The organism is Zavarzinia sp. CC-PAN008 (assembly GCF_051903925.1).
In the GTDB taxonomy this organism is placed as follows: Bacteria; Pseudomonadota; Alphaproteobacteria; order Zavarziniales; family Zavarziniaceae.
In genome coordinates, this window is record NZ_CP173678.1 from 3943376 (window position 1) to 3960465 (window position 17090).

Annotated in this window: 14 protein-coding genes; 12 read left to right on the forward strand and 2 right to left on the reverse strand. The window is 72.7% G+C overall.

Annotated elements, in window-relative coordinates:
- The first annotated feature begins 128 nt into the window (after positions 1–128).
- The 5 genes from ACI6GS_RS18470 (at position 129) to ACI6GS_RS18490 (ending at position 6587) form a co-directional block, all read left to right on the forward strand.
- A complete protein-coding gene (locus tag ACI6GS_RS18470) occupies positions 129–956 on the forward strand; it encodes an SDR family NAD(P)-dependent oxidoreductase (RefSeq protein WP_439814933.1) in 828 nt (275 codons plus the stop codon).
- A 36-nt stretch (positions 957–992) separates the two neighbouring features.
- Positions 993–2162 carry a serine hydrolase domain-containing protein gene (locus ACI6GS_RS18475; protein WP_439814934.1) on the forward strand — a complete coding sequence of 390 codons (1170 nt, stop codon included), beginning with the start codon at positions 993–995 and terminating at the stop codon, positions 2160–2162.
- 25 nt (positions 2163–2187) lie between these two features.
- Complete coding sequence (locus tag ACI6GS_RS18480; RefSeq protein WP_439814935.1) at positions 2188–4017, forward strand: flavin-containing monooxygenase; 1830 nt, start codon at positions 2188–2190, stop codon at positions 4015–4017.
- A 36-nt stretch (positions 4018–4053) separates the two neighbouring features.
- Positions 4054–5601 carry an AMP-binding protein gene (locus ACI6GS_RS18485; protein WP_439814936.1) on the forward strand — a complete coding sequence of 516 codons (1548 nt, stop codon included), beginning with the start codon at positions 4054–4056 and terminating at the stop codon, positions 5599–5601.
- A gap of 65 nt (positions 5602–5666) precedes the next feature.
- Entirely contained in the window at positions 5667–6587 is a 921-nt protein-coding gene (locus tag ACI6GS_RS18490) for a LysR family transcriptional regulator (RefSeq protein WP_439814937.1), read from the forward strand.
- A 16-nt stretch (positions 6588–6603) separates the two neighbouring features.
- Here the strand turns inward: ACI6GS_RS18490 and ACI6GS_RS18495 are convergent, their stop codons facing one another.
- Entirely contained in the window at positions 6604–7149 is a 546-nt protein-coding gene (locus tag ACI6GS_RS18495) for a hypothetical protein (RefSeq protein ID WP_439814938.1), read from the reverse strand.
- Between the two features lie 50 nt (positions 7150–7199).
- Positions 7200–9257: a hypothetical protein gene (locus ACI6GS_RS18500; protein WP_439814939.1), complete on the reverse strand. Its 2058-nt coding sequence runs from the start codon at positions 9255–9257 to the stop codon at positions 7200–7202.
- A 271-nt stretch (positions 9258–9528) separates the two neighbouring features.
- On the opposite strand from ACI6GS_RS18500, the gene osmF reads away from it, so the two are divergent.
- From osmF to bchO, 7 genes are all read left to right on the forward strand, one after another.
- On the forward strand, positions 9529–10440 hold the full coding sequence (gene osmF, locus ACI6GS_RS18505; protein ID WP_439814940.1) for a glycine betaine ABC transporter substrate-binding protein OsmF: 912 nt from the start codon (positions 9529–9531) through the stop codon (positions 10438–10440).
- A gap of 26 nt (positions 10441–10466) precedes the next feature.
- Entirely contained in the window at positions 10467–11651 is a 1185-nt protein-coding gene (locus ACI6GS_RS18510) for an ABC transporter permease (RefSeq protein ID WP_439814941.1), read from the forward strand.
- Positions 11648–12586 (forward strand): ABC transporter ATP-binding protein, encoded by a 939-nt coding sequence (locus ACI6GS_RS18515; protein WP_439814942.1) that lies wholly within the window; start codon positions 11648–11650, stop codon positions 12584–12586. Before ACI6GS_RS18510 ends, ACI6GS_RS18515 begins: the two co-directional genes overlap by 4 nt.
- Positions 12583–13332 (forward strand): ABC transporter permease, encoded by a 750-nt coding sequence (locus tag ACI6GS_RS18520; RefSeq protein ID WP_439814943.1) that lies wholly within the window; start codon positions 12583–12585, stop codon positions 13330–13332. The genes ACI6GS_RS18515 and ACI6GS_RS18520 overlap by 4 nt, the downstream gene beginning before the upstream one ends.
- 75 nt (positions 13333–13407) lie before the next feature.
- Positions 13408–14424 carry an ATP-binding protein gene (locus ACI6GS_RS18525; RefSeq protein ID WP_439814944.1) on the forward strand — a complete coding sequence of 339 codons (1017 nt, stop codon included), beginning with the start codon at positions 13408–13410 and terminating at the stop codon, positions 14422–14424.
- A complete protein-coding gene (locus ACI6GS_RS18530; protein ID WP_439814945.1) occupies positions 14421–16172 on the forward strand; it encodes a magnesium chelatase subunit D in 1752 nt (583 codons plus the stop codon). The genes ACI6GS_RS18525 and ACI6GS_RS18530 overlap by 4 nt, the downstream gene beginning before the upstream one ends.
- An 11-nt stretch (positions 16173–16183) precedes the next feature.
- Positions 16184–17053, forward strand: coding sequence for an alpha/beta fold hydrolase BchO (gene bchO / locus ACI6GS_RS18535; protein WP_439814946.1), 870 nt, complete (start codon positions 16184–16186; stop codon positions 17051–17053).
- Positions 17054–17090 lie beyond the last annotated feature (37 nt).

Consider the following 17090-nt stretch of genomic DNA (forward strand, 5'->3'; position numbering starts at 1 on the left):
GGACGCAGGGGCAGACGCCCCGCCACAGTTCGCCCCGGGCCGCTCCCGCAAGGGACGGTCCGATGGTGGCGGCTGGACCCGATGCGGCCGGGCAGACCACTGCAACGCCGCAGGAAGGGTGGAGACGAATGACTGACGTGCAGGGCCGGACGGCCTTCATCACCGGGGGCGCCAACGGCATCGGCCTTGGCATTGCCCGCGCCATGGCCAAGGCCGGCGCCAATGTCGCGCTGGCCGACCTGGACGCGGCCGCGCTCGATGCCGCGAAGGCGGAGCTTGCGACGACCACGGGGGTCGAAACCTTTGTCCTGGACGTGCGCGACCGCGACGGCTTCGCGCGCGCCGCCGATGCGGTCGAGGCGCGCCTGGGCCCGGTGTCCCTGCTGTTCAACAATGCCGGCGTCGCCGGCGGCGCTCCCGTGGCCCAGATGGGCTATGCCATGTGGGACTGGGGCATCGGCATCAACCTGGGCGGCGTCATCAACGGGGTTGAGACGTTCGTGCCGCGCATGGTGGCGCGCGGCGCCGGTGGCCATGTCGTCAACACGGCGTCCGGCGCCGGCCTGGTGGCGACCGATTCGGGCGTGCTCTACACCACCGCCAAGTTCGCGGTCGTCGGCATGGCGGAGGCGCTGCAGCGCGAACTGCAGGGTGCCGGCATCGGCGTCAGCGTGCTGTGCCCCGGCCCCGTCGCCACCAACATCGTCAAGCGCACCCACAGCCTGCGCCCGGCGCGGGAGCAGCCGTTGAGTGCGGAACAGACCCGCGCGGTGGAGGCGCGGCTGGACGCAACGACCGCCTGGCTGCAGCAGGGCGTGCCCTCCGACCGGGTGGGCGAGATGGTGCTGGACGCCGTGCGCGCCAACCGCCTGTTCATTCACACCGACCGCATCGTGGCCGACCTGCTGGAGGCCCGGCACCAGGCGTTGCTTGCCGCCTTCGCGGCACTCGACTGACGCGCCGCAGCCGCTACCCCGACCTGCCGAGGATCCATGCCCGATCGTACCGAACCCGGCGCCGCTGCTGGCGCCCCCCTGCTGGGCGGCTTTGCCGACCGGCGCTTCGCCGCCCTGCACCAGGCCTTTGCCGACAGCCTGGCCGATGGAACAGAACTCGGCGCCAGCGTCGCGGTGACGCTGGAGGGCGAGCCCCTGGTCGACCTGTGGGGCGGCTGGGCGGACGAGGCCCGCAGCCGGCCCTGGGTCGAGGACACCATCGTCAACGTCTATTCCACGACAAAGACGATGATGGCGCTGACCGCGCTGCTGCTGGCCGACCGGGGCGAGCTCGACTTCGACGCGCCCGTCGCCCGCTACTGGCCCGAATTCGCGGCCAACGGCAAGGACCGGGTGCAGGTGCGCCACCTGATGGCGCACAGCGCGGGCCTGTCCGGGTGGACGGCGCCGATGACCCCGGCCGACCTGTATGACTGGGACAAGGCGACCGCCCTGCTGGCTGCGCAGGCCCCCTCGTGGGAACCGGGCACGGCGTCCGGCTATCACGGCATGACCCAGGGCTACCTGGTGGGCGAGGTGGTGCGCCGCATCACCGGCCGCACCCTGGGCACCGTCTTTCGCGAGGAGATCGCCGGGCCGCTGGACGCCGACTTTCATATCGGCCTGGGGCCGGAGCACGACCACCGGGTCGCCGATCTGGTGCCCCCGCCGCCGCCGGTGCCGGTGCCGGGCGTGGTGCCCAGCGCCCTGCTGATCAACATGGCGACCAACCCGATGATCGACGCCCGGGCGACGCGGACGCGCGACTGGCGGGCTGCGGAGATCCCGGCGGCGGGCGGCCATGGCAACGCCCGCTCCATCGCCCGCATCCACGCGTTGCTGGCCAATGGCGGGGTCGCCAATGGTCGCCGCCTGCTGTCGGAGGCAACGGTCCGCCGGACGCTGCAGCAGCAGACGGACGGCATCGACCTCTGCCTCGGCTTCCATGCCCGCTATGGCCTGGGCTTCGGCCTGCCCGGGCCGTGGCTGCAGACGCCCAACCCGGACAGCATCTTCTGGTGCGGCTGGGGCGGCTCGCTGGGCCTGATCGACATGAACGCCCGCACCAGTTTTGCCTACGCAATGAACCGCATGAGCAGCGGCCTGCTGATCGACCCGCGCGCCCTGGGCCTGGCCCAGGCGATGTGGGCCGGCCTCGCGGCCTGACAGAACCGATCCACAGGGGGACGACATGCCCGACCAATCGCCCGCCAGCGCGGCCGGCTTCGACCCGGATGCGATCCGCGCCCGCTATCAGCACGAGCGCGACCGCCGCCTGCGCCGCGACGGTGCCACCCAGTATGTCGAGGCGGCGGGACGCTTTGCCCATTATGGCGACGACGATCCCCATGCCGACCCCGCCTTCGCCCGCGCGCCTGTGCGGGAAACGGTGGAGGTGCTCGTCGTCGGCGGTGGCTTCGGCGGCCTGATGGTGGCGGCCCGCCTGCGCGACGCGGGCGTCGACAGCCTGCGCATCGTGGAGGACGGCGCCGACTTCGGCGGCACCTGGTACTGGAACCGCTATCCCGGCGCCCAGTGCGACATCGAGAGCTACATCTACCTGCCGCTGCTGGAAGAGACCGGCTACATGCCGCGGGAGAAGTACGCCTTCCAGCCCGAGATCCTGGCCCATACCCAGCGCCTGGCCCGGCACTTCGACCTCTACCCCTGCGCCCTGTTCCAGACGCGCGTCACCGCCATGCGCTGGGACGAGGATGCAAGGCGCTGGCACGTCGCCACCAGCCGCGGCGACGCGATCGCCGCGCGCTTCGTCATCGTGGCGACCGGGCCCGCCAACCGGCCAAAGCTGCCCGGCATCCCAGGGCTGGACAGCTTCGCCGGCCACACCTTCCACACGGCGCGCTGGGACTATGCCTATACCGGCGGCGACACCACTGGCGGCCTGACCGGCCTGGCCGACAAGCGGGTGGCGATCATCGGCACCGGCGCCACGGCGATCCAGGTCGTGCCGCATGTCGGCCGCCATGCCCGCCACCTGTACGTCTTCCAGCGCACGCCGTCCTCGGTCGACCTGCGCGGCAACCGGCCGACCGATCCCGCCTGGGCCGCCGGCCTGAAGCCCGGCTGGCAGCGCGAGCGCCAGGATAATTTCAACGCCGTCTACCTGGGCGAGCCGACGGACGTCGACCTGGTGGACGACATGTGGACCGACATGCGCAACTACCGGCCATCGGGCCGCGACAGGGCGCAGTCGATCCAGGAGCTGATGGCCCAGGCCGAGCTGGCCGACATGCGCAAGATGAGCGACGTCCGCGCCCGGGTCGACGCGGTCGTCAAGGACCGCGCGACGGCGGAGGCGCTGAAGGCATGGTATCCCCGCCTGTGCAAGCGGCCGTGCTTCCACGACGACTACCTGCCCACGTTCAACCGGCCCAACGTCACCCTGGTCGACACCAGCGCGTCGCTGGGGGTTGAGCGGATCACGCCGCAGGGCGTCGTCGCCAATGGGGTCGAGTATCCGGTCGACTGCATCATCTTCGCGACCGGGTTCGAGATCACGAGCAGCTTCCAGCGCCGCCTGCCCATCGACATCCGCGGCCAGGGCGGGCGCAGCCTGACCGAGTCCTGGGCCCGCAGCGTCCGCAGCTTCCACGGCTATGCCAGCCACGGCTTTCCCAACTGGTTCTTCCTGGGCGGCAACCAGAACGGCATCTCGCCCAACTACACCTCGATGCTGGCGGGGGAAGCGGACCAGATCGCCTATGTCATCGGTCAGGTGCGCGCGCGCGGCGCCCTGTCGGTGCAGCCCACCGCCGAGGCGGAGGCCGAGTGGGTGGCCACGATCCGCCGGCTGGGCGCCGCCAGCGTGGGCGTCCTGCGCGCCTGCACACCCGGCTACTACAACAACGAAGGCCAGATCGCGGAGGACGAGGGCCGCGCGCTGGCCGACTTCTACACGCCCGGCCTCAACGCCTTCAACCGCCTGCTCCGGCACTGGCGCGACGACGGCACGATGGCCGGGATGGCGCTCGACATGCCGGCGGAGGCCACCCCCGCCTGAGCGGGACGGCACGAGGCGCAGGGACAGGAGGATCGGATGGGCGCGGCACAAAGGGTAGACGGCACGATCGCGGACCTGGCCTGGGACATGCCGGAAAAGCCGGCGGTGATCATGTCCGATGGACCGGTCCTGACGTACCGGCAGCTGGAGGCGCGGGCCAACCAGGCCGCCCACCTGTTCCGCGCCCACGGCGTCATGCCGGGCGAGGCGGTCGCCCTGTGCCTTGAGAACGGCCTGGAGTTCTTCGAGGCGGCGGTGGGTTGCCTGCGCTCCGGCCTGGTGGTCGTGCCCGTCTCCTCACGCCTCACGGCCAGCGAGGTCGAGTACATCGTGCGCGACAGCGAGGCCCGGGCCCTGCTCACCTCGCCCGCCATCGGCGAGGCGTTCGCCGCCCTGCCGGGCCTGCTGCCGGACGTCGTCCGCTTCGCGGCCGCAGTCGAGGGCCCGGGCTACCTGCGCTGGGCGACCGCCCTGGCGGCCCAGCCGACCACCCGCCCGGAGGATGAGCGCCCGGGGACCGAGATGCTCTACTCCTCCGGCACCACGGGCCGGCCCAAGGGCATCCGCCTCAACCCGGACGAAGACTGGGGCGCCAAGGCCCTGGCGATGATGGAGAGCTTCCGCCTGTTCGGCATGACGGCGGGGGACCGCTATCTCTCGCCGGCCCCGCTCTACCACTCGGCCCCCTATTTCAGCTGCATGGCGACGCTGCGCCTGGGCGGGACCGTCGTCTGCATGAAGCGCTTCGACGCGCTGGAGGCGCTGGCCCTGATCGAGCGCCATCGCGTCACCTTCAGCCAATGGGTGCCGACCCATTTCGTGCGCATGCTGAAGCTGCCGGACGAGACGCGGCTGGGCCACGACCTCAGTTCGCACCGCATCGCCCTGCACGCGGCCGCCCCCTGCCCGCCCGCGGTGAAGCGGGCGATGATCGACTGGTGGGGCCCCATCCTGCTCGAGTATTTCGGCAGCACGGAGCAGGGCTCGATCACGATGATCGACTCGCAGGACTGGCTGGCCCATCCCGGCTCCGTCGGGCGCGGTGCCGGCATCCACATCTGCGACGACGCAGGCGAGCCGCTGCCGGCGGGCGAGGTCGGCCTGATCTATTCGGAGGGAGGCCGCCCGGTCCAGTACCACAACGATGCGGGCAAGAGCCGCCGGGCGCTGAACCGCCATGGCTGGATGACGGTCGGCGATGTCGGCCGCCTGGACGCGGACGGCTATCTGTACCTGTCCGACCGGCGCGACTTCATGATCATCAGCGGCGGCGTCAACGTCTATCCGCAGGAGATCGAGAGCGTCTGCATCAATCATCCCGACGTGGTCGACGTCGCCGTCCTGGGCCTGCCCGACGACGACCTGGGCGAGGTCGTGGTGGCCGTCGTCCAGCCCCGCGACATGGCCCACGCAACGCCCGAGGCGGCGGAGGCGCTGCGCAGCTACATGCGGCAGTTCCTGTCGGGGGTGAAGACGCCGAAGCTGATCCTGTTCCGCGCCGACCTGCCGCGCCTGCCGACCGGCAAGCTGCAGAAGTTCCGCCTGCGCGAGGATCTGCTCAGGGAGCGGGCGGCCACACCCTGATCCCCATTCGCTCGCGGTTGCGTCTGGCGATTGCCACGGCCGCGCGGCGGGCGCAGGAATGATCCATGCTCGATCCCCGCCTGGTCCATGCGGTGGCGGTCGCCCGCCACGGCTCGTTCACAGCCGCAGCGACGGCCGTGGGCATCACCCAGTCCGCCATCACCAAGAGCGTTGCCGACCTTGAGCGGCAGGTCGGCTACCTGATCTTCCACCGTACCTCGCGCGGGGTGATGCCGACGGAGGAGGGCCGCGACTTCACCGAGCGGGCGGCCCGCCTGATCGACGATGCGCACGACCTTTTGCGCAGCGGCGGGCCGCGTGCCGACCGCTTCGCCGGCGCCCTGCGCATCGGCGTCGGCCCCGGCTCGCTCGACCGCCTCCTGGCCGAGCCGCTGGAGCGCATGCTGGTCCAGCACCCGCGCCTGCGCGTCGACGTCAGCGGCTCGACCTTCGAGCGCGTGATCCAGCAGCTGGTGACGGGCTCCATCGATGTTGCCATCGGCTACCAGGCGGCGTTCAGCGGGCGGCGCGACGTGAAGCATTTCGAACTGCCCTCGCTGCGCACCCGCGCCTTTGTCCGCCATGGCCACCCCCTGGCCGGAACGGGCAAGGCGACGCTGGAGCAGCTGGCCCAGTTCTGCTTCGTCATGCCGTCCGACTCGCGCCCCTATAGCGAGGCGATCCGCGGCCTCTACGAAAGTGCCGGCAAGGATTCGCGCGACCAGTTGCACATCGTGGATTCCTTCGAGCTGACCAAGCAGATCGTGAAGGTGACGGACTCGATCGGTCTCTCCGCCCTGCCCTATATCGAGACCGACAGCTTCAAGCGCCACTACGTCGCCATCGGTACGCCGTTCGACGACCAGCCCATGCCGCCGCTGTGCTGCGCTGTCCGCGCCCATGCGGAGCCCAAGCCCGCCGTGCGCCCCCTGATCGCCGCGATCCGCGACAGCCTCCGCGTCCTGAACCAGCGCTTCCCGGACTAGGCCTGGCCGCGTCGCCTCAGGCGAAGACGAAATCGGCCAGGGTCAGGGTGGACGGATTGAGCGCGCCGAACGCCGCCACAAGGTGGATGTCGGCGGGATCCCCGGCATCGGCGACGTGGAACAGCACCGTCACCCCGTTGTCCTGGCCCAGGACGAACAGCCCGGCGCCATCGGCGGCACTGGCATTCGCCTCCAGATAGCTGGCGATGGTGGCGGCATTGACCGTGCCGCCCAGGCGCAGCACATCGGCAGCCGCCAGGTTGGCCTTGGTCGCGGCAGCGGGGTTGGCCTCCACCGCCATGCGGTCGAAGGCGGATCCGTTGATCGCGAACGTCCCCCGTCCGAACATCAGCGTGTCGGCGGACGGGACGAAACCGGCGATGTGGTTCACCGTTCCCGCCCCCGGATCGCGGACCAGGAAGCGGAACGTGTCGGCCCCGGCACCGCCGTCCATGCGGTTCGAACCGGCCCCGCCGTCCAGCAGGTCGTCGCCATCGCCGCCCCAGAGCGTGTCATGGTTGGCGCCGCCCAGCAGCGTGTCGCCGCCCCCGCCACCCGTCATCACGCCCCGCCCCTCCCCAGCGCGGATCAGATCGCGCCCGGCACCGCCGATCAGGGTCGTGACGTCGCCATCGCCCCGGTCAGCGTGACCGAAGCGGCGGCGCTGGCGTCGACATGCTCGAACCCGCGGACGACGACGGCGCTGCCGGGGGCCTGGTCCGGGGCAGACAGGTCGATCACCGCCGTGCCGCGGACGACCAGCACGTCATCCCCCGGATAGCCCCCCGGCGACAGGCCGCCATCGATCAGCACGTCGCCGCCGTCGAACACGACGCGGTCATTGCCGCCGCCGGCCCGGATCACGTCGGCGCCGCCGGCACCGTCCAGCGTATCGGCGCCGTCGCCGCCGATCAGCGTGTTGCTGCCGGCGCTGCCCAGCGCGGTCAGCGGCGCCGGGCCGCCGGCATCGACATTCTCGAAGCCGCGCACCACGGCCCAGTCGCGGCTGGTCTGGTCGACCGCGCCCAGGTTGACGGGGACGTCCCCGCCATGGACCAGCGTGTCGCTGCCCGCACCGCCGTCGAGGGTCGGGATGACGCGCGGCATGGTCCCGCCGGCAAAGGGGGAGACGCTGGCGATACGGTCGTCGCCATCCTCCCCCAGCATGGTGTCGGGTTCCGGCCCGATGGGCAGGATCGTATCGTTGCCGCCGCCGCCGCGCAGGATGTCCCGCGTCTGCGAGCCCAGGATCGTGTCGTTGCCGGCGCTTCCCACCACCGAAAGGAAGCCGACGGCCGAACTTCCGCCAAGGATGCCCAGCCATTCCAGGTCCAGCGTGGCGGGGCCCGCCATGACGAAGACGGCGTGGGATTGCGCGCCCGACAGGCGGATCGTCTCCAGCGCCTGGGCCTGGACGCCGCTCAGCACGACTCGGGCACCGGGATCGACCTCCAGCGCCTCGATCCCGATCATGCGCACGGCGCGCATGTCGTGACTGCCCTCCAGCACCAGCGTGTCGTGCCCGCCGCCGCCGTCGATGCTGGCGTCCAGGCTGCCGCCCACGATCCAGTCGGCGCCCGCCCCGCCCAGCAGGACGTCAGCACCGCCATTGCCGCGCAGCGTGTCGTCGCCCCCACCGCCATTGAGCGTGTCGCCGCCGCCGCCGCCGGTCAGGGCGTTGCCGCGGGAGGTGCCCAGAACGACCAGCGGACCGGCCAGGGCGCTGCCGTCCACGCTGGAAAAGCCGGCGACCCGCGTCTGGTCGCCGACACTCTGGTCCGCCAGGCCCAGGTTGAAGTGCGCCGCGAGCGGGTTGGCCCTGACCACCAGGACGTCCGCCGCCAGGTCGGGGCTGGCGGCCTGGCCGATGGCAAAGCCAGCGATCTCGGCCTCGGTCCCCTTGTAGGCGATCCGGTCGGCCCCGGCGCCGCCCACCAGCGTGTCGCGGCCGGAGGATCCGGTCAGGGTGTCGTTGCCCTCCCCACCCAGGATCACCAGGCGGTTGCCCGGGCTGGTCACGGCGCCGCCGTCGATCACGTCGACCTGGCCACCGCCCGCAACCGTGACGCTGCCGCCCAGCGCGCTGCCGACCAGGGCATCGGCCAGGACCAGCGTGTTCCGGCCGTCGCCCAGGTCGATGCGCTCGATCCCGCGCACGCCGGCCAGCGCGACGGTCGACAGCGCGGCGCCCCCGACAAGGACCAGCCGGTCCGTGCCATCCCGGCCGTCCACCCGGTCGCCGGCATCCAGCGAGCCGTCCGCGAACAGAAAAAGATCGGCGCCGGCGCTGCCTTGCACCGTGTCGCTGCCGCCGTCGCTGCCGTCGAAGCCGACCGACGCGCCCGGTGCGGTGACGGCGCCGGCCAGCACCACGTCCTTGCCGCTACTGCCGGTCACATTCACGCGCGCCTGCTCGGCGCTGGCCACCATCGCGGACGCGAGGTTGAGCGTGATGCCGCCCACCGCGAGCAGGATCTCCTCGATCCCCGTGACCCGGGCCAGCGCGCTCGCCGCGACCGTGCCGGCGGCGGTGAAGGCCAGGCCATCCTGCCCCGGCCCGCCGGCCACCACGTCCGTTGCCGCCAGGTCGACCGGCCGGAAATAGAAGACGTCCGTCAGCACGCCGCCCTGGAAGACGTCATGCCCTGCCGTGCCCTGGAAGACCGCCATCCGTCACCACCACTGGATGAGTTCGTGCCGCACCCTGCACGCCGCCGAACCCGGCTGTAAAGGTGGGGCGCACGGCGCGGGCGACCTGTATCCCGTTCTCAACACATTGCCACGGAACGCCCGGATGGACGGCGCGCGCAGAACCGATCCGCGACGGCCGGGTTCTGGTGGACCAGTCATTGCCATGGGCCGAGCCGGTGCGGGAGGATGCCACCCGGCACAAGCGGTGGCGTAGGCCTGCACGATCGACAAGCGGAAGGAAATCGCCCTGATGTCACTGAAGAAGCGCCTGCTGGGCACGATGCTGGCGGCCGTCCTGTCGAGCGGGGCAGCCCAGGCGGACGTCGTCGTCGCCTCCAAGATCGACACGGAAGGGGGCGTGCTGGGCAACATCATCCTCAGCGTGCTTGAGGCGGGCGGCGTCAAGACCACCAACCGCATCCAGCTGGGTGCCACCCCGGTCGTGCGCCAGGCGATCACGGCAGGCGAGATCGACATCTATCCCGAGTACACCGGCAACGCCGCCTTCTTCTTCGAGAAGGCGGACGACCCCGCGTGGAAGGACGCAGGCCAGGGCTACGCGCTGGCCAAGACGCTCGACTACGACGCCAACAAGATCGTGTGGCTGACGCCGGCGCCCGCCAACAACACCTGGGCCATCGCCCTGCGCAAGGACGTGGCGGAGCCGGCCAGGCTGGCCACGCTCAGCGACTTCGGCGCCTATGTCTCCGGCGGGGGCGAGGTGGTGCTCGCCGCTTCGGCCGAGTTCGTGAATTCGCCGGGCGCCCTGCCCGCCTTCCAGTCGACCTATGGCTTCACGCTGAAGCCGGCGCAACTCATCACCCTGTCGGGCGGCGACACGGCGGCCACAATCGCCGCCGCCGCCAATCGAACCAGCAATGCCAATGCGGCCATGGTCTATGGCACCGATGGCGGTATCGCCCCGTCGGGCCTTGTCGTGCTGCAGGACGACAAGGGTGTGCAGCCGGTCTATGCCCCCGCTCCGATCATCCGCGAGGCGGTACTGAAGCAGCACCCGGAGATCGAGGGCCTGCTGAAGCCGGTGTTCGAGAAGCTGGACCTGGTCACGCTGCAGGAGCTGAACGGCCGCGTGCAGGTCGGGGGCGAGGCGTCCAAGGCCGTGGCCGACGACTTCCTCAAGACGCACGGCTTCCTGAAATAGGCGGACCCGGCCCCGGCCAGCCGGCCATGGCGGGTTCCGCGACGGCCTGGCCGGCCGCGCTGCGGCTGGACAAGGTGGGCGTGGTCATCGCCGCCATCGCCGCCACGGGCCTTGTCCTGCCGTTGGCGACGCTGCGCGCCAATCGCATCGTCGCGGGCGAGCCACGCGCCCTCCTCGATGCCCTGCCGCCGCTTCAGGGCGGCATGCTGCTGGCGATCCTGGTCGCGGCCAGCCTCGTGGCGCTCCTGCGTACGCCCGCCCTGGTGCGCCTGGGCGCCAGCCTGGCGGCTTTGGCGGCACTGGCCCTGCTGATCGGCCAGGCCGCGATGTTCCTCACGCCGCCCGGCAACAGCTTCGCCAGGGTCTCCCCCGCCGCGGGCTTCTGGGTGCTCGCCTTCGCCTTCGCCCTGCTCAGCGCCGACGCACTGACCCGCCTGGCGCCAGGCCCCCTGGCACGGGTCGGCGTCCTGGCGCTGGTCGCGGCCCTGGCGGCCCTGCTGCTGGCATCCGGGGCGTGGGACGGCCTGTCGGTGATGAAGGAATACGCGGTGCGCGCCGACCGCTTCTGGGCCGAGGCGCTGGCCCATGTCGTGCTGGCGCTGGGGTCGCTGGCGGCGTCCACGCTGCTGGGCGTGCCGCTGGGCATCCTGTGCCATCGCCGCGCCACCCTGCGTGCGGCCGTGCTGAACGTCCTGAACGTGGTCCAGACGATCCCCTCCATCGCGCTGTTCGGCGTCCTGATGGCGCCGCTGGCCTGGATCGCGGCCAATGTGCCCGGTGCCGCCGACCTGGGCGTGCGGGGCATCGGCATGGCGCCGGCCTTCGTCGCGCTGGTGCTCTATTCGCTGCTGCCGGTCGTCGCCAACACGGTGATCGGCCTGGCCCAGGTACCGGCCGCGGCCAACGATGCGGCGCGTGGCGTCGGCATGACCGGGGGCCAGCGCCTGCGCCAGGTGGAACTGCCGCTGGCCCTGCCCGTCATCCTGACCGGGATCCGCATCGTCCTGGTCCAGAACATCGGCCTGGCGACCGTCGCCGCGCTGATCGGCGGCGGCGGCTTCGGCGTCTTCGTGTTCCAGGGGGTGGGCCAGACGGCGCTGGACCTGGTCCTGCTGGGCGCCGCCCCCACCGTCGCCCTGGCCTTTGCCGCGGCGGTCCTGCTGGACAGCGCTGTCGCCTGGTCTGCCCGCCACAAGGGATCCGCCGCATGATCGAGATCGACCGCGTCACCCGCCGGTTCGGCGACAGCGTCGCCGTCGACGCCGTCTCGCTGGCCGTGCCGGCCGGCACCATCGTCGTGGTCGTCGGGACTTCCGGCTCCGGCAAGACGACGCTGCTGCGCATGATCAATCGCCTGGTGGAGCCGACCAGCGGCACGATCCGCATCGACGGGCAGGACCATCGCGCCCTGCCCGCCCACGAACTGCGCCGCCGCATCGGCTATGTGATCCAGGGCCATGGCCTGTTCCCCCACCGCACGGTCGCCCAGAACATCGCGACCGTGCCCACGCTGCTGGGCTGGAGCAGCGCCCGCATCGCCGCCCGGGTCAACGAACTGCTGGCCCTGTTCCAGCTGGACCCGGCGGTGTTCGCCGGCCGCTATCCAAGCGAACTGTCCGGCGGACAGCAGCAGCGCGTGGGCGTTGCCCGCGCCCTGGCGGCGGAACCCGCCGTCCTGCTGATGGACGAGCCCTTCGGCGCGCTGGACCCGCTGATCCGGGCCCGGGCGCAGGACGACCTGCTGGCCATCCAGCGCCGCTTCGGCACCACGATCCTGCTGGTCACCCACGACATGGACGAGGCGATCCACCTGGGCGACCGCATCGCCGTGATGGACGGCGGCCGGCTGATCCAGGACGCGCCGCCGGCGGAACTGCTGGCCCGGCCCGCAAGCCCGTTCGTGGAGGCGCTGGTCGGCGCCGGCGATCGCCCCTTCCGCCTGCTGGCGCTCGACACCGTCGACCGCCTGGTCGAGCCGGGCGGCGCCGATGGGGAACCCCTGGCCGTGGGCAGCAGCCGGCGCGATGCCCTGGCCGCCCTGCTCTGGTCCGGGCGCCGCGCCTTGCCCGTGGCCGGCGCAGACGGAACGGCCGTCGGCCGCGTCACGCTCGACAGCCTGGTGCGGCACGCGGTCCGCCCGGCATGAGCCGGGCCTGGCCGCTCCTGGCGCGGGGGACGCTGCTCGCGCTGCTGGTGGCGCTGGTGCTCGAGCCCGCCTGGTTCGAGCCGCTGTTCCGCCCGCTGACGCGGAACGGTGCACCCGCCATCTATGACCAGGGCAGCCTGCTGGCCCTGACCCTGCACCATGTCCAGATCGTCGCCCTGGCCTGCCTGGCCGCGTCCGCCGTGGCGATTGTCCTGGCGATCCTGGTCACGCGGCCGATCGGGGCGGAGTTCCTGCCCCTGTCGCGCGCCGTCGTGAACATCGGCCAGACCTTTCCCCCCGTCGCCGTGCTGGCCCTGGCGGTCCCGGCCCTGGGCTTTGGCGACCGGCCGACCCTGGTGGCGCTGTTCCTCTATGGCCTGCTGCCGATCTTCGAGAACACGCTGGCCGGCCTGACCACGCTGCCGCCGGCGGTCGTCGACGCGGCGCGCGGCGTCGGCATGACGCCCGTCCAGCGCCTTCTGCGGGTCGAACTGCCACTGGCTGCCCCGGTGATCCTGGCCGGGATCCGCCTGTCGGTCGTGATCAGCCTGGGCACCGCGACCATCGGCTCGACCGTCGCCGCCGCCACCTTGGGAGAGGTGATAATTGCCGGCCTGACCTCCAGCAACCTGGCCTTCGTCGTGCAGGGCGGGGTGATCGTCGGGCTCCTGGCGGTGCTCCTCCACGATGGCCTGGCCGCGGCCGAGCGCGCCCTGGCCCGGCGCGCGGGGATCCGGCCGGCCTGAGAGTGTCTAAGAGACTGTACATCTTGCTTTACGTCATGTTTCATTGACACCTGGATTCCTACTGGAGGGGACGCGATGGGCCGGGCGTTTCCGTTCGCCGCGCTGGTCGGGCAGGACGAGATGAAGCTGGCCCTGCTGATCGCCGCGGTCGATCGCGGGGTGGGCGGGGTCATGGTCCTGGGCGACCGCGGAACCGCGAAGTCGACCGCCGCGCGCGCCCTGGCCGCCCTGCTGCCGCCGATGCGGGTCGTGGCCGGTTGCCGCTACAATTGCGATCCCGCACAGCCGGCAGCCTCCTGCCCCTGTGGCTGCGCCGCGGGCGCGGCGCTCGGGACCGATGCCGCCGTGCCCTTTGTCGACCTGCCGCTGAGTGCGACGGAGGATCGCGTGGTGGGCGCCCTGGACCTGGAGCGTGCCCTGACGCGGGGCGAACGCGCGTTCGAGCCCGGCCTGCTGGCCCGCGCCCATCGCGGCTTCCTCTATATCGACGAGGTGAACCTGCTCGAGGATCACCTCGTCGACCTGCTGCTGGACGTGGCGACCACGGGCGAGAACATCGTGGAGCGCGAAGGCCTCAGCGTCCGCCACCCGGCGCGCTTCATCCTGGTTGGCAGCGGCAATCCGGAGGAGGGCGAACTGCGGCCCCAGCTGCTCGACCGCTTCGGCCTGTCGGTGGAGGTCCGCACGCCCGAGTCGCTGGCCGACCGGGTGGAGATCCTGCGCCGCTGCGATGCCTTCGAGCGCGAGCCCGCCGCCTTTGCCGCAGCCTGGGCGGACGAGGAAGCGGCGATCCGCGACCGCATTGCCGCCGCCCAGCAGCGGCGCGAAGGGGTCGAGGTGCGCACCGGCGCGCTGGAGATGATGGCCCGGCTGTGCGGCACGCTTGGCGTCCACGGCCTGCGCGGGGAGCTGACCCTGATGCGTGCCTCGCGCGCGGCGGCCGCCCTGGCCGGCGATCCGACGGTGGAGGCGCGCCACATCCGCCAGGTGGCGGCGCTGGCCCTGCGCCATCGCATGCGGCGCAACCCGCTGGACGAAAGCGGCTCCGGCATCCGCATTGAGCGCGCCATGGGCGAGGCCTTGGCCGCATGAGTCCGTCCGCCCCCGCCCCCCGTCCGGCGGCGGCGGACGGCGCCGGCGGCGATGCCTGGACGACGGCGCTTCAGGCCGCGCGCCTGCTGGCGCTCGACCCCGTGGGCCTGGGCGGGGCCGTGCTGCGCTGCCCCGCCGGAGCCGTCCGTGACGCCTGGCTGGACGCGCTGAAGGCCGCCCTGCCGCCGGACACGCCCTGGCGTCGCATCCCCGCGGGCATTGCCGACGACCGCCTGCTGGGCGGGGTCGACCTCCAGGCGACGCTGGCGCTTGGCGCGCCCCAGGCGCAGCGGGGGCTGCTGGCGGAGGCTGATGGCGGCGTCGTCATCCTGCCCATGGCCGAGCGCGCGGGCAGCGCCCTGGCCGCCCGCCTGGCCCATGTCCTGGACCGCCGGGACGTGGCGCTGGAGCGCGAGGGCCTGGCCTTGCGCCTGCCCGCGCGCCTGTGCCTGATCGCCCTGGACGAGGGGCTGGACGACAGCGACCCGCCGCTGGCGCCGGCCCTCGCCGAGCGCCTGGCGCTTCACCTCGACCTGCGCGCCATCGCTGCCGCCGACCTGGTTCCCGCTTATGACCAGGCGCCGACCCCGGGGGCAGCAGTCGACGAAGAGCAGCTGCTGCACGGGCTGGTCGCCACGGCCGCCCTGTTCGGCATCCATTCGGCACGCGCGCCGCTCCTGGCGCTGCGGGCCGCACGGGCCGCCGCCCGCCTGGCTGGCCGTCCCGCGGTGGCCGACGCCGATGCGGCGCTGGCCGTGCGGCTGGTCCTGGCGCCGCGCGCCCTGACCCTGCCCGCGGCCGAGGAATCAGCCGCCCCGGCCGAGGTCCCGCCGCCCCCCGACCAGACCGGCGAGACGGAGGCCAGTCCGTCCGGCGCACCACTGGAGGACGTGCTGTGCGCGGCCGCCCGCACCGCCCTGCCGGCCGACCTCCTGGCGGCGCTGCAGGCTGGCCGGCCGGTACGCGGCATGCGCCCGCCCCAGGACGGCAGCGGCAGCCACGCGGCATCGCTGCGCCGCGGTCGCCCAGCCGGCGTGCGTCCCGGACGGCTGCGCGCGGGCGCGCGGCTGTCGCTGTCCGACACGCTGCGCGCCGCGGCCCCCTGGCAGGCCCAGCGCCGCGCCGGCCCTGCCTCCCCCGCCATCGTCCTGCGGCCCGACGACATCCGCCTGCGCCGCTTCGTCCAGCGCCGCGCATCCAGCATCGTCTTCTGCGTCGATGCGTCCGGCTCGGCCGCCTTCGACCGCCTGGCGGAGGCCAAGGGCGCGGTCGAACTGCTCCTGGCGGAAGCCTATGCGCGCCGGACCTTTGCCGCGCTGGTCGTGTTTCGCGGACAGCAGGCGGCGACGGTCCTGCCGCCCACGCGCTCGCTGTCGCGCGCCCGCGCCCTGCTCGGCGACCAGGCCGGCGGCGGCGGCACCCCGCTGGCGGCGGGGGTGGAGGCGGCGGCCGGGCTGGCCCTGGCCGAGCGTGCGCGCGGCCGCACGCCGCTTCTGGTCGTCCTGACCGACGGCCGCGCCAATGTCGGGCTCAAGGGGCCCGCCCCCCGGGCCCAGGCCATGGCGGAGGTGGAGGCCGCCGCACGCCAGGCAGCGGCCCACGACCTGCCCGCCATCGTGGTTGACACCGCGTCCCGGCCGCGGGGAGAGGGGGCCGCCCTGGCCGGCTGGCTGGCGGCGCGCTACGTCGCCCTGCCGCGGCTGGAGGCGACGGCGGTACGCGATGCCGTGCGCCATGCCATTGCCTGATGTGCCGCGCCTTGCGGGACCACGCTGACTGGGAGGTCGAGGGGCGCGACTGGCCCCACCGCCAGGCCAGCCGCTTCCTGACGCTGGGTCCGGTCGCCTGGCATGTCCAGGTCCTGGGCAACGGCCCGGTTCTGCTGCTGCTGCACGGCACGGGTGCCGCCAGCCATTCCTGGCGCGGGGTGGCCGATATCCTGGCGCGCGACTTCACCCTGGTGATCCCCGACCTGCCGGGCCAGGGCTTCAGCCGCTATGCCGCCGGCTACCGGCCCACCCTGCCCCGCCTGGCGGCCGACCTCGCGGGCCTTCTGGGGCAGCTTGAGCAACCGCCGCTGGGCATAGTCGGGCATTCGGCCGGTGCCGCCATCGCCCTGCGCATGGTGCTGGACGGCAGCGTCCACCCCAGGGCGGTGGCCTCCATCAACGGGGCGCTTGAGCCCCTGGGCGGCGCGGCGGCCCTGGTCTTTCCAGCACTCGCGCGGCTGCTGTTCCTCAATCCGCTGGCTTTGGGCTTCCTCTCCTGGCGGGCGGGCGACCTGCGCGCCGTCGCCCGCGTGATCGAGGGGACGGGATCGCGCCTGGATGCCGCCGGCCTGGACTTCTATGCCCGCCTGCTGCGCACGCGGGGCCACCTGGCCGGCACGCTGGCGATGATGGCGGACTGGGATCCGGCGCCGCTTTGGCGCGACCTGCGGCTGCTTCCACTGCCGGTCGCCCTGGTGGCCGCCGCCGCCGACCGCGCGGTGCCGCCCCAGGCCGCGGTCCGCGCGGCGGCCCGCCTGCCCCAGGGCCGCGTCATTCCCGTGCCGGCGCTGGGCCACCTCGCGCACGAGGAAGACCCAGGCCTGTTTGCCACGCTGATCCGCGACGCCCTGGGGTCCTGAGGGCGCGCAACGTCTCCCAACGCTCATGTGCAGGAGG

What these genes read in the sequence shown, in the direction of transcription:
- ACI6GS_RS18470 (WP_439814933.1), top strand. Translation starts at nt 129, where the DNA reads ATGACTGACGTGCAGGGCCGGACGGCCTTCATCACCGGGGGCGCCAAC.
- ACI6GS_RS18475 (WP_439814934.1), top strand. Translation starts at nt 993, where the DNA reads ATGCCCGATCGTACCGAACCCGGCGCCGCTGCTGGCGCCCCCCTGCTG.
- ACI6GS_RS18480 (WP_439814935.1), top strand. Translation starts at nt 2,188, where the DNA reads ATGCCCGACCAATCGCCCGCCAGCGCGGCCGGCTTCGACCCGGATGCG.
- ACI6GS_RS18485 (WP_439814936.1), top strand. Translation starts at nt 4,054, where the DNA reads ATGGGCGCGGCACAAAGGGTAGACGGCACGATCGCGGACCTGGCCTGG.
- ACI6GS_RS18490 (WP_439814937.1), top strand. Translation starts at nt 5,667, where the DNA reads ATGCTCGATCCCCGCCTGGTCCATGCGGTGGCGGTCGCCCGCCACGGC.
- ACI6GS_RS18495 (WP_439814938.1), bottom strand. Translation starts at nt 7,149, where the DNA reads ATGACGGGTGGCGGGGGCGGCGACACGCTGCTGGGCGGCGCCAACCAT.
- ACI6GS_RS18500 (WP_439814939.1), bottom strand. Translation starts at nt 9,257, where the DNA reads ATGGCGGTCTTCCAGGGCACGGCAGGGCATGACGTCTTCCAGGGCGGC.
- osmF (WP_439814940.1), top strand. Translation starts at nt 9,529, where the DNA reads ATGTCACTGAAGAAGCGCCTGCTGGGCACGATGCTGGCGGCCGTCCTG.
- ACI6GS_RS18510 (WP_439814941.1), top strand. Translation starts at nt 10,467, where the DNA reads ATGGCGGGTTCCGCGACGGCCTGGCCGGCCGCGCTGCGGCTGGACAAG.
- ACI6GS_RS18515 (WP_439814942.1), top strand. Translation starts at nt 11,648, where the DNA reads ATGATCGAGATCGACCGCGTCACCCGCCGGTTCGGCGACAGCGTCGCC.
- ACI6GS_RS18520 (WP_439814943.1), top strand. Translation starts at nt 12,583, where the DNA reads ATGAGCCGGGCCTGGCCGCTCCTGGCGCGGGGGACGCTGCTCGCGCTG.
- ACI6GS_RS18525 (WP_439814944.1), top strand. Translation starts at nt 13,408, where the DNA reads ATGGGCCGGGCGTTTCCGTTCGCCGCGCTGGTCGGGCAGGACGAGATG.
- ACI6GS_RS18530 (WP_439814945.1), top strand. Translation starts at nt 14,421, where the DNA reads ATGAGTCCGTCCGCCCCCGCCCCCCGTCCGGCGGCGGCGGACGGCGCC.